Genomic DNA, 13,491 nt, shown 5'->3' on the forward strand with positions numbered 1-13,491 from the left:
CTGAGCGAAGCACCTAACTGCGCGAGCGCAGCCAGCCGACCAGGTCGGCCGAGCCCGGGCAGGGCCGGGAGATCAGCCAGCCCTGCAGCACGTCGCAGCCCATCCCGGTGAGCTGCTCGGCCTGGGGCGCCGTCTCCACCCCCTCGGCACACACCCGCATGCCGAGCGAATGGGCGGTGCTGATCACCAGCTTGGTCAGCACGCTGTCGGTGGAGCACTCGGTGACCCGGTCGATGAACGACTTGTCGATCTTGACCACGTCGGCCGGAAGGTCGCGCAGCATGGTCAGCGACGAGTAGCCGGTGCCGAAGTCGTCCAGCGCGATGCTCACCCCGAGGGCGCGGATCTCCCGCAGCAGCTCGGCGGTGGCGCTCAGGTCGTCGATCACCGCGGTCTCGGTGATCTCCAGGCACAGGCTGCGCGGCGGCAGGCCGGAGTCCTCCAGCGCGGCCAGCACCTCGCGGAAGAACGAGGGCTGGGCGATCTGCACGGGTGAGACGTTCACGGTCACCTTCAGCCGTTTCAGGCTGCCGTCCGGATGCCGCACCGCGGGCCAGGTGGCGGCCTCGAAGCAGGCCGTGCGCAGCACCCAGCGGCCCAGGTCCAGGATCAGCCCGGTCTCCTCGGCCACGGTGATGAAGTCGGCCGGTGAGACCCGGCCCAGCTCCGCGTCCTCCCAGCGGGCCAGCGCCTCGGCCCCGATGATCCGGTTGCTGGCCACCCCGGCCAGCGGCTGGTAGGCCACGCTGAGCCCGTCGTCGTGCTGCAGGGCGGCGCGCAGCCGGCGTTCCATGTGCCGCCGGGCCCGCAGCTCGGCCAGCCGGGCCTGGGCCGCCAGCAGATCGGCGTCGAAGTGCGTGACCCGCCCCCGGCCGTGCGTCTTGGACTGGAACATCGCCTGGTCGGCCCGGGTGACCAGATCGGCCAGCGGCAGCTGCGGGCCGTCCGCGGCGTCGGACACCCCGACACTGGCGCCGATCGTCACCAGGGTCTGCGCCTCGTCGACGGTCACGGCGAACGGCCGGGCCGCCTCCTGAACGATCCGCTCGGCCACCGACCGGGCCTGGCCGGGGGTGAGCCGGCCGTTCAGCAACACGGCGAACTCGTCACCACCCAGCCGGACCACCCGGTCACCCAGCCGGGCGATCCGCCGCAGCCGGTCGGCGAACTGCTTCAGCACCTGGTCGCCGACCGCGTGACCGAGACCGTCGTTGATGTCCTTGAACCGGTCGAGGTCCACGTAGAGCACGGTGATCTCGGGAGCCAGGGTGTCCGGCCGGGCCACCCACTCCATCAGCGAGGACCGGTTGGGCAGCCCGGTCAGCGCGTCGTGCCGGGCCTGGAAGGCGTAGTCCCGCGAGAGCGCCCGGAACAGCGTGGTCGCCCCGACCGTCATCACCTCGCCGTCGGGCAGCTGCACCCCGACCGTGCTGACCATGGTCTGCCCGGACTCGTCGGTGACCACCGCCGCGGCCTCGGCGATGCTGGTACCGGCCGGCAGCAGCACGGTGGGCACCTCGCCGAGGCGGCCCAGCGTCAGCCGGGTGTTCACCGCCCGGCCGAAACCCAGCCGGCCGGTGAGCCAGCGCTCGAACCAGATCCGGTCGATCACCACCGTCCCGCCGGCCCGGTGCACCACCACCCCGGCGGCGTGCGGGTTGCGCCGGAACCACTCGTCCAGGTCCAGCACCCGCATGCTCGCGGGCATCGCCACCGCCGGCTCGGCGATGTCACTCAGAACGGCGCCGGTGACCGGCGGCAGGGCGATCGTCATCAGCGCTGTCCCAGGCACTCGGGCAGCACGGCGGTGGGCAGCCATTGGGTGAAAGCATCGGATCCGGGCAGCGGCTTGGAGATCAGCCAGCCCTGCAGGGTGTCGCAGCCCATGTCGGCCAGCCGCTCGGCCTGCTCGTTGGTCTCCACGCCCTCGGCGCAGACCCCCATCCCGAGCGAGTGCGCGGTCTCGATCACCAGCCGGGCCAGCACGCTGTCGGTGGAGGTCTCGTCGGCGATCTTGTCGATGAACGACTTGTCGATCTTGACCACGTCGGCCGGCAGGTCGCGCAGCATGGTCAGCGACGAGTAGCCGGTGCCGAAGTCGTCCAGCGCGATCGTCACCCCCAGGTCGCGGATGTCCTGCAGGATCTTGGCGGTGGCCTCCATGTCGCCGATCACCGCGGTCTCGGTGATCTCCAGGCACAGGCAGCGCGGCAGCAGGCCGGACTCGACCAGGGCGTTGGAGACGTCCTGGACGAACGAGGGCTGCGAGAGCTGCACCGCCGAGACGTTCACGGTGACCTTCATCCGGCGCCGGATCCCGTCCGAGGACTCGAACATCGGCCAGGTCGCGGCCTCCCGGCAGGCGCTGCGCAGCGCCCAGCGGCCCAGGTCGACGATCAGGCCGGTCTCCTCGGCGATCTTGATGAAGTCGATCGGGGCCACCGGCCCGAGCTCGTCGTCGGCCCAGCGGGCCAGCGCCTCGGCGCCGACGATCCGGTTGCTGGCCACCTCGGCCAGCGGCTGGTAGTGCAGCCGCAGGTCGCCGTTGACGATGCCCGAGCGCAGCCGCCGTTCCATGTGGTGGCGGGCCCGCAGCTCGGCCTGTGAGCCGCGCACCGCGAGCACCTCGGCGTCGAAGTGGGTGACCCGGCTGCGGCCCAGCGACTTGGACTGGAACATCGCCAGGTCGGCCTGGGAGACCAGGTCCTCCAGGCTGACCCCGGTCATCACCGAGTCCGCGCCGGCCACCCCGACGCTGGCGCCGATCGTGGCCACCGCCTCGAGGAGCTGGCCGTCACCGTGGTCGACGGTGACGCTGAACGGCATCGAGGCCTCGTGCACGATCCGCTCGGCCACCGAGCGGGCCTCCTCCGGGGTCAGCGCCCCGGCCAGCACCATCGCGAACTCGTCGCCGCCGAGCCGGGCCACCCGGTCCTCGGCCCGGGCGATGTTGCCCAGCCGCTCGGCGAACAGCTGCAGCACCTGGTCGCCGACCGCGTGGCCGAGGCTGTCGTTGACGTCCTTGAACCGGTCGAGGTCGATGTAGAGCACGGTCAGGTCGCCGGACTGGGCGTCGTGCCCGCGCATCCACTCCATCAGCGAGGCCCGGTTCGGCAGGCCGGTCAGCACGTCGTGCCGGGCCTGGTAGGCGTAGCTGTACGACAGCGCCCGGAACAGCGTGGTCACCGAGACCGTCATCAGCGTGCCGTCGGTCGCGATCACCCCGACCGTGCTGACCGAGGACTCCTCGCTGGGGGCCTCGTCGGTGACCACCGCCGCGGCCGCGTCGATGGTGGTGTCGGCGCTCAGGAAGATGCTGGGCACGTCGTCGAGGTCGGCCAGGGTCATCCGCTTGAACACCGAGCGGCCGTACCCCAGGGCCCCGGCCACCCAGCGGTCGAACCAGGCCCGGTCGACCACGATCGGCCCGGCCGCCAGCGGCACCACCACGGTGGTGGCCCGCGGGTTGCCGCGGAACCAGTCCTCCAGCTCGGTGACCCGCATCTCCGCGGGCATGGTGACTGCGGGCACCGCGATGTCGGCCAGGATCGCCTTGGCCCAGCCGGACAGCGGTTCGGGCTTGGAGGCCTGGGTGTCGGGCAGACGGTGCCGACCCCGGCGGGGCCGGCCGGTAGCCTGGGCCCACGGCATGGCTGGTGCCACCGCCACGTCGTTACCCCTTCCGAACCGGACCGAAATACTTCCCTATCCGTCGTCTGATCACCGTGCGGCGATGATCCGCCAAAGGTGTGACGACCGTTCGTGTGACGGTAACGGTCTGAAGGGGGTGCTGTGCATCTGCCCGGGCCCGACTCAGGGGTAAACCACCGGCCGATTCCCGGCAAGTCAGGCTTTTTCGAGCACCACCGGGGTACTCAGGACCCGGTCGGCGCCGACCACCCGGGCCGGGCCACCGAGGGTGACGGCCTGCTCGAACGGTAGGTCACGCAGCGAGGTGCCCAGGCTCACCCGGATCCGGCCGGGCTCGACCACCCGGCGCAGGTCGCGGCCGACCAGCGCGGTGCGATCCGCGTGCACTTGCATCCGCACCCGCACCCGCTCCTCCGGTTCCAGCCGGACCCGGGCGAAACCGGCCAGCCAGCGCACCGGCCGCACCACCGAGGCCACCGGGTCGCTCAGGTAGAGCTGGACCACCTCGGTGCCGGCCCGCACGCCACTGTTACGCACCAGCACGCCCACCTCGAAGCTGCCGTCGGTGGCGATCTCGGTCTGATCGACCTCGAACTCGCTCAGCTCGAACGTGGTGTAGGAGCAGCCGTGCCCGAACGGGAACAGCGGGCTCACGTCGACGCTGCTGATCATGCTGGGCTCGCCCAGCGGCGGCTGCAGATAGGTGTGCGGCTGGCCGCCCGGGCTGCGCGGGATCTGGACCGGCAGTCGTCCGCCCGGTTCCAGCCGGCCGGAAAGTACCCCGGCCAGCGCCGCGCCGCCTTCTTCGCCCGGCATGAACGCCTGCACCAGGCCCGCTACGCGCGGGGCCAGGTCGCCCAGGGCGTAGGGGCGCCCCGAGACCACGACGACGACCACCGGAGTGCCGGTGGCCAGCACTGCGTCGAGCAGATCGGTCTGCACACCGGGCAGTTTCAGGTCGTCGACGTCGCAGCCCTCTCCGGAGGAACCGCGGCCGAACATGCCGGCCAGGTCGCCGACGAACGCGATGCACAGGTCGGCCTCGGCGGTGGCGGCAACCGCGGCGGGGATGCCCGAGCGGTCCTGGCCCATCACCTCACAACCAGAACTATGGACGATGTGCGCACCTTGAAGTTCGGAGCGCAGGGCTTGCAGGGCGGTCGGGATCTCGATGCCGAGCCCGGCGTCGTGCTCGGGGAACTTGGGCAGGACGTGGTTGGGGAAGGCGTAACAACCCATGAACGTGCGGGGATCGTCGGCACAGGGGCCGATCACCGCGACGTTGGCAGGCCGGCGCAACGGCAGGGCGGTTCCCGGGTCGAGCAGAACTATGGACGTTTGCGCGATCCGGTGCGCGATGGCCCGGTTGCCCGGCGGGTCCAGTTCGATCGTCTCCGGCGCGTCCGGCTTCGGGTTCCACCCCGGATCCAGCAGGCCCAGTTCGGCCTTCTGGGTAAGCACCCGGCGCACCGCCCGGTCCAGGTACTCCGGCGCCAGCTCGCCGTCGTGCACCAGGTTCGGCAGGTGCGAGAAGCAGATCGTGTCGGGCAGCTCGACATCCATTCCCGCCTTGAGGGTTTCGGCTGCCGCCCCGGCGTAGTCCTCGACCACGCGGTGCATGCTGGCCAGGAACGGAGTGGCCCAGTAGTCGGACACCACCGTCCCCTCGAAACCCCAATCCTCCCTGAGAATCTCGTTCAGCAACCAGTGGTCGACACCGGCCGGTACCGCATCGTTGTCGTTGTAGGAGTGCATCACCGAACCGGCTCCGGCCTTCACCGCGGCCTCGAACGGCGGGAGCAGAAGGTCGAGGATCTCGCGCCGCCCCAGGGAGGCCGGCCCGTGGTTACGCCCGGCCCGCGAGGCCGAGTAACCGACGAAGTGCTTCAGCGTGGCAATGATTCCCGCGCTCTGCAGCCCCTGGACGTAAGCCGATCCGAGTTCCGAAACCAGGTACGGGTCTTCCCCGAGGGTCTCTTCGACGCGCCCCCAGCGATAGTCGCGCACCACGTCCATCAGCGGTGAAAGCCCTTGATGCACACCCAGCCGGGCCAGGTCGCGGCCGATCGCCGCGGCCATCTGCCCGATCAGCTCCGGGTCGAAGGTGGCCGCCCAGGCGATAGCCGCCGGATAAACCGTTGCCCCGTAGGTAGTCACGCCGGTCAGGCATTCCTCGTGCGCAATCGCCGGGATCCCCAGCCGCGAGCTCTCCACCACCACGCTCTGCTGCCGCGCCAGCTCCGCCGCGCCCTCGGCCGGACTCACCGGTGCGCTGCCGTAGACCCGGGTGAGGTGACCGAGCCCGAACCGGGCCGCCTGCTCCAGTGACACCTGACCACCCTCGTGCGCGAACGCGTCCTCCATCGGAGCGCTCTGGGCCCCGGGCTCCTGAGCACCGTCGGCCGGCGGTCGCGGGGTGTTACCCAGCCAGCGACTGCCGAGCTGCCCGGCCTTCTCCTCGATGCTCATCCGGGCGAGGAGATCCTCCACCCGCTCGGCCACTGCGCGACTGGGATCCTGCCAAGGCTGCACTGCTCACTCCTTCGTGAGACGTCGAAAAGTTTTCGAGCGCCCAACGATCCGGACGTCCTCAAAAACTGTTCCGGACAACGGTTGTCCGTTCGTCGACGGATTCACTGTCCGGCAGGGACAGACCCGGACGCAAGGGTTGACACCGCCCGGCGGCGAAACTAGCTTTCGAGAACTTCCGACAAATGCGGCATCTCTTCTTCCCGGAGGAGCGGCCGATCCGAACGACAGTTTCCTGCTCTACCGAACTCTCCCAGCGCATCGGGGCGCTGTTCCGCCCCGCTGCGTCCGTTGCGCCGCGGCCGCCGCGGCCGGTACCCGATGGAGATCACCGTGGATCCCATGCGCAAGCCCAGCCCGTCCCGCAGAAGCTTCCTCGCCCTCAGCCTGGGACTCCCGATCGCCGGGGCCACGCTGGCCGCCTGCGGAAGTTCCGGTCCCGGAACCGAGAACGGCGGAGGTGGCGAGGGCTCGGGAGGCAGCTACTGGTACCTCTCGGTCGACCCCAACGAGACCATCCGCCGCAACTCGCTGGACCGGTTCAACAAGGCCGAGCCGGACTCCGCGATCAAGGGCACGGCCTTCCAGAACGACGCGTACAAGGAGAAGATCAAGGTCGCGATCGGGGCCGGGCAGGCGCCGACGGTGATCTGGGGCTGGGGCGGCGGTGGCCTGGCCAGCTGGGTGGACGCCGGTGCGGTGGAGGACCTGACCCCGTGGTTCGACGAGAACCCGGACCAGAAGGAACGGCGTTTCCCCGCGGCCTTCGCGGCCGCCACGGTCGACGGGAAGATCTACGCGGTCCCGGCCGAGACCGTCACCCCGATCGTGCTGTTCTGGAACAAGCAGGTTTTCGCCGACGCCGGGCTGCAGCCGCCGACGTCGTGGGAGGACATCCTCGCCCTGGTTCCGCAGTTCAACGACAAGAAGATCGCCCCGTTCTCGCTGGCCGGGCAGTCCCGCTGGACCAACATGATGTGGCTGGAGTTCCTGTTCGACCGGATCGGCGGCCCGGAGATCTTCCAGGCGGTGTTCGACGGCACCCCGAACGCCTGGTCCGACCCGGCCGCGATCAAGGCCCTCGGTGAGATCCAGAAGCTGGTCAAGGCCGACGGTTTCATCAAGGGCTTCTCCTCGATCACCGCCGACACCAACGCCGACCAGGCCCTGCTCACCTCGGGCAAGGCCGCGATGATGCTGCACGGCGCCTGGACGTACGGCTCGATGAAGGAAGAGAGCGACATCGTCAGCAGCGGCAACCTGGGCTACATGAACTTCCCGCCGGTGGCCGGCGGTACCGGCGACGCGAGCAACACCTACGGCAACCCGGGCCAGTACTACTCGCTCTCGTCCAAGGCCACCGAGGAGCAGAAGACCGCCGCCAAGGAGTTCTTCGCCACCCAGGTGCTCTCCGACGCCGAGCAGACCGACTGGGTCAACATGGCCGGTCAGGTCCCGATCGTGGTCGGCGTGGACAGCAAGTTCGAGGGTCTGGACGACGCCGAGTGGCTGCAGTTCGTCTACGACACGGCCAGCACCGCCTCGGTGTTCTCGCAGTCCTGGGACCAGGCGCTCAGCCCCACCGCCGCCGAGGAACTGCTGGCCAACATCGCCAAGCTCTTCCAGCTCGACATCACCCCGGAAGAGTTCGCCGAGAGCATGAACGCGGTCATCGGGAAATGACCGTCCCGGTTCAGGTTCCACCCTCCGAGGTCGTTCCCGGCCGGACCGCCTCGCACACGGTCCGGCAGGGCTCGATCGCCTGGATGGTGCTGCCCGCGCTGGTGATGTTCGTGGCCTTCGCGGTGATCCCGCTGATCGGCGTGTTCGCCCTGAGCTTCACCGAGTGGAACGGGATCGGCGACATCCGCCCGGCCGGGTTCGACAGCTGGCGCGAGGTGCTCACCGATCCCGGTCTGCCGAACGCGCTGTGGGTGACGTTCGAGGTGATGGCGCTGTCCTGGGCGTTCCAGACCCCGCTGAGTCTGCTGCTGGGCGTGTTCCTGGCCGGCAAGCAGCGCTACCGCGGGGTGCTGGCCGTGCTGTTCTTCGTGCCGCTGCTGCTCAGCCAGGCCGCGATCGCGATCACCTTCAAGGCGCTGCTGGACCCCAACTTCGGCCTCGGTGCCGGGCTCGGGATCGACTTCCTGGTCCAGGACTGGCTCGGTGAGCCCACTCTCGCCCTGGCCACCGTGGTGTTCGTGGTGTCCTGGCAGTTCATCCCGTTCCACACGCTGATCTACCAGGGCGCGGTCCGGCAGATCCCGGTCTCGCTGTACGAGGCCGCGCAGCTGGACGGGGCCGGGCGGCTGCGGCAGTTCTTCAGCATCACCCTGCCGCAGCTGAAGAACACCGTGATCGCCTCCTCCACCCTGATGGTGATCGGGTCGCTGACCTTCTTCGACCTGATCTGGGTGCTCACCGCCGGTGGTCCCGGCGACGCCACCCGGGCGCTGGCCCTGGACATGTACATCCGCGGTTTCCGGGCCAACCTGATGGGCCCGGCCAGCGCGATCGCGGTGATCCTGGTCGTCGTCGGCCTGCTGCTGGCGCTGGCCCTGCGGCGCCTGGGCGGCGGCCGGGACGCCGGCAGCCAACTGGAGGGGATGTGAGCACCGTGACCGCCCCGGCACCCACCGGGACCCGGGCGCCCGAGCCGCGCACCGACGTCCGTAAGTTCCTGCAGCTGAACTGGATCGGTGGCCTGGGCGGGCTGTTCTGGCTGGTCGTGGTGATCCTGCCGGTCTACTGGATCGTCCTGACCAGCGTGAAGACCCGGGCCAACTACTACACCACCAACCCGCTCGCCCCACCCGGTGAGATCAGCTTCGAGAACTACAGTTTCGTGATGGAGTCGGGCTTCCCCCGGTACTTCGCGAACACCGCGATCGTCACCCTGGGCGCGGTGGTGCCGGCCGTGCTGATCTCGTTCATGGCCGCGTTCGCGATCGTCCGGGCCGGTGACGGGCGGTTCCTGCGCTCGGTGAACCTGCTGTTCCTGGCCGGTCTGGCGATCCCGCTGCAGGCGGTGATCATCCCGGTGTACCTGATCATCATCCGGCTGCAGATGTACGACACCCTGCTGGCGATCATCCTGCCCTCGATCGCCTTCGCCATCCCGCTGACCGTGCTGATCCTGTCCAACTTCATCCGTGACGTGCCCAAGGAACTGTTCGAGTCGATGCGCCTGGACGGGGCCAGCGAGTGGCGTACCGCCTGGTCGCTGGCCTTTCCGCTGACCCGGCCGGCGCTGGTCACGGTCGGTATCTACAACGCGCTGACGATCTGGAACGGCTTCCTGCTGCCGCTGGTGCTGACCACCGATCCGAACCAGCGCACCCTGCCCCTGGCGCTGTGGTCCTTCCAGGGGCAGTACGGCGTGAACGTGCCGGCCGTGGCCGCCGCGGTCGTGCTGACCACCCTGCCGATCCTCACGCTCTACGTGATCGGCCGGCGACAGCTGCTGAGCGGTCTGACCGCCGGCTTCGGCCGCTGACCTGCTATGGGCCTGGAGCCCTGGTGAAGGAGGCTCACATGAGCTCCAGGCCCGCACGGGCAACGTTGGCGACCATCGCCGAGGCCGCGGGAGTCTCGATCGCCACCGTCTCCAAGGTGGTGAACGGGCGCGACGACGTCTCCCCCGGCACCCGCGCGATGGTCGAGGAACTGCTGCGCCAGCACTACTACACCGGCCGGGGCGGCAGCCGGCAGACCACCATCGAGGTGGTCTTCGCCGGGCCCTTGGCGGCCTACAGCAACGAGGTCATGGAGGGCGTGCTGCAGGCCGCCGCCGAGCCCGGCGTGTCGGTGATGCTGAGCAAGGGCCGGGGCGCCTCGACCGCCACGGCCTGGGCCTTGGCGGTGGCCAAGGCCGGGCGCTGCGCGGTGATCAGCGTCAGCAACGAGATGACCCCCGAGGAGTCCACCGCCCTGGCCCGGGCCAACGTCCCGCTGGTCGTGGTGGACCCGCTAACCCCGGCCGGCGCCGACGTCACCAGTGTCGGCTCCACCAACTACGCCGGCGGGACCACCGCCGCCGAGCACCTGCTCTCCCTGGGGCACACCCGCCTGGCCTACCTGGGCGGCGATGCCGAGGCGGGCTGCAATCAGGCGCGCTGGCAAGGTTTTCGCGCCACCCTGGAGGCTGCCGGTTACCCCGTGGCCCCGAAGCTGGCCCAGCACCTGACCTTCCGCTACGCCGCCGGGCTGAACGGCGGCGGCGCCCTGCTCGACTCCCCCAACCCGCCCACCGCGGTCTTCGCCGGCAGCGACGAGATCGCCGTGGGCCTGATCGAGGCCTGCCGCCGCCGCGGCCTGCGGGTGCCCGAGGACGTGAGCGTGATCGGCTTCGACGACACCCAGCTGGCCGAGTTCTGTTCGCCCCCGCTGACCGTGGTGCGCCAGCCGCTGCGGGAGATGGGGCGGGTGGCCGTGCGCACCGCGCTGCAACTGGCGGCCGGGGCCTCGGTGGACTCGCACCACGTGGAGCTGTCCACCAGCCTGGTGGTCCGCGCCTCGACCGCCCCACCCCGGCGCTGATCGTCTACTCGCCGGTCTCTGCACTCCTACTGCAACGCCCGCTGCAGTTTCGCCCGATCAGGCACGAAAACCCGTTCCGCCTGACGTAATCTCCCGCAAGTGCAGACGACCCGCCTGAAAGTGACACTCCGCGACGTCGAACCGAGAGTTCTGCGGGTGCTCGACGTCCCGGCCGACAGCACGCTGGGCGAGCTACACGACCTGCTCCAGATCGGGGTCGGCTGGCTGAGTCTGGAGCCGTACCAGTTCATCTCGGGGCCGGTCACCTACCTGCCCGGCGCCGTCGAGGACGTGCTCACCGACCTGGGGCGCAGCTTCGGCTACCTCTACGATCCGCAGTCCCGCTGGGCGCACGACGTGCTGGTGCTCGGGCCCGGTGGCGATCGGGTGGGCTGCGTCTACGGCGAGGGGGTCTGCCCGCCGGACAGCACCGGCGGCCCGCGGGAGTACGCGGCCCGGCTGCGCGAGCTGCCCGAGAGCATGCGCGAGATGTTCTGGGCCCCGCATTCGCCGGAGTTCGATCAGGAGCTCACCGATCTGCGGGTGCGCCAAATGGCCGGGGTGGTGCCGGAATCCGTGCAGCAGCTGCTCCGGCTGGCCGACGACGCTCCGGAACTGGGTTCCGGCAGCCACCTTCCGCTCGAGATCGTGCGCAGCATGCACGATCTGCGCCCACGCTGGCAGCATTTCACCGGGATGCCCCCGCTGTCCGTGCTGCACGGCATCCTGCGCAGCTGCGGGCTGCTGGTGGCCGGGGCCGGCCGGGTGCGCGACGAGTTGTTCATCGTGCGCAAGCTCCGCTCCTGGTTCGCTCCCGGAACCTTCACCGCCAGCGTGGCCGGGCTGGGGGTGGGGGCCCTGGCCGCCCGGGGCGCGCTCGACGAGGAGACGCTGGTCGGCATCGTGCTCAGCGAGACCGACCGCGCGTACCCGGCCGGGCCGCAGGAGATCCGCAACGCCCTGATGCACCTGCTGCCGGCGCTGACCGGTCTGGACCTGGCCGAGCGCACCGGTGGGGCCTGGCAGCCCGGCCCGTCCGCCCGGACCCTGCTTCCACAGGCCACCGCGCTGTCGGTCTACGCATCCGGCCCGCGCGAGGGCTCCGGGGCACCGGAACAGCAGATGCCGGTCTGAACGAACCGCTACGAAAACCCGCCCACTACCGCACCTGCCGGCACCTACGGGCGGTGCCCACGGCGTCCGCGGTTGAAAAGAACCTCGCGTGCGCCACCTGACGCATCATGCAGCTCTCCAGGGAGAAAGTGGGCCCGGCCGGTCTCGAACCGACGACACCCGCGGTGTAAACGCGGTGCTCTACCAACTGAGCTACAGGCCCCGGCTCCGGACCGGCAAGCGGTCCGGAGCGACGTTCTACAAAGCGGCGATGGCCTCGCGGTAGCCGTCCAGCGACCGGGCCTCGCCCATGCCGTTGACGATGCTCCAGCGCAGCACGCCGTCCTTGTCGATCAGGAAGGTACCGCGAACCGAGCTGCCGGTGGTCTCGTTGAAGACCCCGTAGGCCTGCGCCACCGCCCCGTGCGGCCAGAAGTCGGACAGCAGCGGGAACGGGTACTTCTCGGCATCGGCCCAGGTCCGCAGGGCGAACATGGGGTCGCAGGAGATCGCCAGGACCTGTACCCCGCCGTCCTCGAAGGCCGCCAGATTGTCCCGGATCTCACACAGCTCACCGGTGCAGATCCCGGAGAAGGCGAACGGGTAGAACACCAGCGCGACGTTCTTCTCGCCCTGGAAGGCCGACAGTTCGACCACCTCGCCGTGCTCGCTCTTCAGAGCGAAGCCGGGAGCCGGCTGACCGATCTGGAGTGACATCTGCGCCTGTTTCCTCTCGCCCGGGCCCATGACCGTTCCGCACGCCGGATCATGATCCGGCGTGCGGAACCCAGTCTGTCAGGAACCTCAGCGGCGGCCGGCCTTCGGGGTGGCCAGTCTCGTCCCGGTCCAGTCCCGGCACACGCTGATCGTGCTGGTCGCGTGCAGCCCGGCGGTCGGGGCCGATTCCTCGATCTCGCTGTGCTCGACGTGGCCTTCCCGGCCCGCCTTCGGCGTCAGCAGCCAGATGATCCCGCCCTCGGCCAGGTTCGTCAGCCCAGAGATGAGCGCGTCAACGAGATCGCCGTCGTCGTCTCGCCACCAGAAGAGGACTGCGTCGGCAACCTCCTGCGCGTCCTCATCGGCCAGTTCGTTGCCCGTCAGCGTCTCGATTGCGAGCCGCAGCTCGTCGTCCACGTCGTCGTCGTACCCGAACTCCTGTACGAACTGACCGGGCTTGAGTCCAAGCCGGCCGGCCATGGACTGCTCAGCCGCGGGCTCCGCGGTCGCGCCCACCTCACTGACCTCCTCCGCTGCCAACGCTCCCGCGCGGCGGCACTGGCAGCCCCGTAGGGCCGCTCGTCTTCCCGAACGGATCGTCCGACCCGCTCGCCCACCACTTCGGTGGTCCAGCGATGATGCAACCATCACCAGGCTGGTCAGGCTAGTGGACTCCATCCCCTCGGTGCCGCGCAACCGCCCCGCCACCTCGCACGTCGTGTTTTTGCCCGAACGATCGACGGCCGGTGCACAGGCGAGCGGCCGACACAGGGTGAGCATCCCGCCCCGGCACTTCCTCCCGCACATGGTTTTCCGGATCGGGCTGCACGCCCGACATGCCCGGGTAACCACCGCGACACGCCGCCGACACGCCCGGGCCCGGTGATCAGGACCCGCCCCGCCGTGCCCACCCCGATCCCGAAGGGGCACACTGGAGGCTGG

Annotated in this window: 10 protein-coding genes and 1 tRNA gene; 5 read left to right on the forward strand and 6 right to left on the reverse strand. The window is 69.9% G+C overall.

What is annotated here, in order from left to right:
* Positions 1–13: 13 nt before the first annotated feature.
* The 3 genes from LR394_RS12015 to LR394_RS12025 form a co-directional block, all read right to left on the reverse strand.
* On the reverse strand, positions 14–1,774 hold the full coding sequence (locus LR394_RS12015; RefSeq protein WP_231441022.1) for a putative bifunctional diguanylate cyclase/phosphodiesterase: 1,761 nt from the start codon (positions 1,772–1,774) through the stop codon (positions 14–16).
* Positions 1,774–3,669, reverse strand: coding sequence for a putative bifunctional diguanylate cyclase/phosphodiesterase (locus LR394_RS12020; RefSeq protein ID WP_231441023.1), 1,896 nt, complete (start codon positions 3,667–3,669; stop codon positions 1,774–1,776). The genes LR394_RS12015 and LR394_RS12020 overlap by 1 nt, the downstream gene beginning before the upstream one ends.
* A 177-nt stretch (positions 3,670–3,846) precedes the next feature.
* The gene (locus LR394_RS12025; RefSeq protein WP_231441025.1) at positions 3,847–6,183 is read right to left on the reverse strand and encodes a glycoside hydrolase family 3 N-terminal domain-containing protein; all 2,337 of its coding nucleotides are present in this window, start codon (positions 6,181–6,183) and stop codon (positions 3,847–3,849) included.
* Between the two features lie 339 nt (positions 6,184–6,522).
* On the opposite strand from LR394_RS12025, the gene LR394_RS12030 reads away from it, so the two are divergent.
* From LR394_RS12030 to LR394_RS12050, 5 genes are all read left to right on the forward strand, one after another.
* The gene (locus LR394_RS12030) at positions 6,523–7,863 is read left to right on the forward strand and encodes an extracellular solute-binding protein (RefSeq protein ID WP_231441027.1); all 1,341 of its coding nucleotides are present in this window, start codon (positions 6,523–6,525) and stop codon (positions 7,861–7,863) included.
* 83 nt (positions 7,864–7,946) lie between these two features.
* Positions 7,947–8,792, forward strand: a complete 846-nt coding sequence (locus tag LR394_RS12035; RefSeq protein ID WP_407937036.1) for a carbohydrate ABC transporter permease — start codon at positions 7,947–7,949, stop codon at positions 8,790–8,792.
* Positions 8,789–9,676: a carbohydrate ABC transporter permease gene (locus LR394_RS12040; RefSeq protein WP_231441030.1), complete on the forward strand. Its 888-nt coding sequence runs from the start codon at positions 8,789–8,791 to the stop codon at positions 9,674–9,676. The genes LR394_RS12035 and LR394_RS12040 overlap by 4 nt, the downstream gene beginning before the upstream one ends.
* Before the next feature lie 38 nt (positions 9,677–9,714).
* Positions 9,715–10,719 carry a LacI family DNA-binding transcriptional regulator gene (locus LR394_RS12045; RefSeq protein ID WP_231441032.1) on the forward strand — a complete coding sequence of 335 codons (1,005 nt, stop codon included), beginning with the start codon at positions 9,715–9,717 and terminating at the stop codon, positions 10,717–10,719.
* Positions 10,720–10,818: 99 nt separating this feature from the next.
* Entirely contained in the window at positions 10,819–11,853 is a 1,035-nt protein-coding gene (locus tag LR394_RS12050) for a plasmid pRiA4b ORF-3 family protein (RefSeq protein WP_231441034.1), read from the forward strand.
* Between the two features lie 129 nt (positions 11,854–11,982).
* Here the strand turns inward: LR394_RS12050 and LR394_RS12055 are convergent.
* From LR394_RS12055 to LR394_RS12065, 3 genes are all read right to left on the reverse strand, one after another.
* Positions 11,983–12,055: transfer RNA gene (locus LR394_RS12055), tRNA-Val, on the reverse strand.
* A 35-nt stretch (positions 12,056–12,090) separates the two neighbouring features.
* Positions 12,091–12,549 (reverse strand): peroxiredoxin, encoded by a 459-nt coding sequence (locus LR394_RS12060; RefSeq protein ID WP_231441036.1) that lies wholly within the window; start codon positions 12,547–12,549, stop codon positions 12,091–12,093.
* Positions 12,550–12,636: 87 nt separating this feature from the next.
* Entirely contained in the window at positions 12,637–13,065 is a 429-nt protein-coding gene (locus tag LR394_RS12065; RefSeq protein ID WP_231441038.1) for a DUF3052 domain-containing protein, read from the reverse strand.
* Between the last annotated feature and the right edge of the window lie 426 nt (positions 13,066–13,491).

This window comes from Kineosporia babensis (assembly GCF_021129305.1).
Taxonomy (GTDB): domain Bacteria; phylum Actinomycetota; class Actinomycetes; order Actinomycetales; family Kineosporiaceae; genus Kineosporia; species Kineosporia babensis.

Excerpts from the sequence above, each read along its gene's own strand:
- LR394_RS12035 (WP_407937036.1), top strand. The coding sequence starts at position 7,947 with ATGGTGCTGCCCGCGCTGGTGATGTTCGTGGCCTTCGCGGTGATCCCG.
- LR394_RS12030 (WP_231441027.1), top strand. The coding sequence starts at position 6,523 with ATGCGCAAGCCCAGCCCGTCCCGCAGAAGCTTCCTCGCCCTCAGCCTG.
- LR394_RS12015 (WP_231441022.1), bottom strand. The coding sequence starts at position 1,774 with ATGACGATCGCCCTGCCGCCGGTCACCGGCGCCGTTCTGAGTGACATC.
- LR394_RS12045 (WP_231441032.1), top strand. The coding sequence starts at position 9,715 with ATGAGCTCCAGGCCCGCACGGGCAACGTTGGCGACCATCGCCGAGGCC.
- LR394_RS12060 (WP_231441036.1), bottom strand. The coding sequence starts at position 12,549 with ATGTCACTCCAGATCGGTCAGCCGGCTCCCGGCTTCGCTCTGAAGAGC.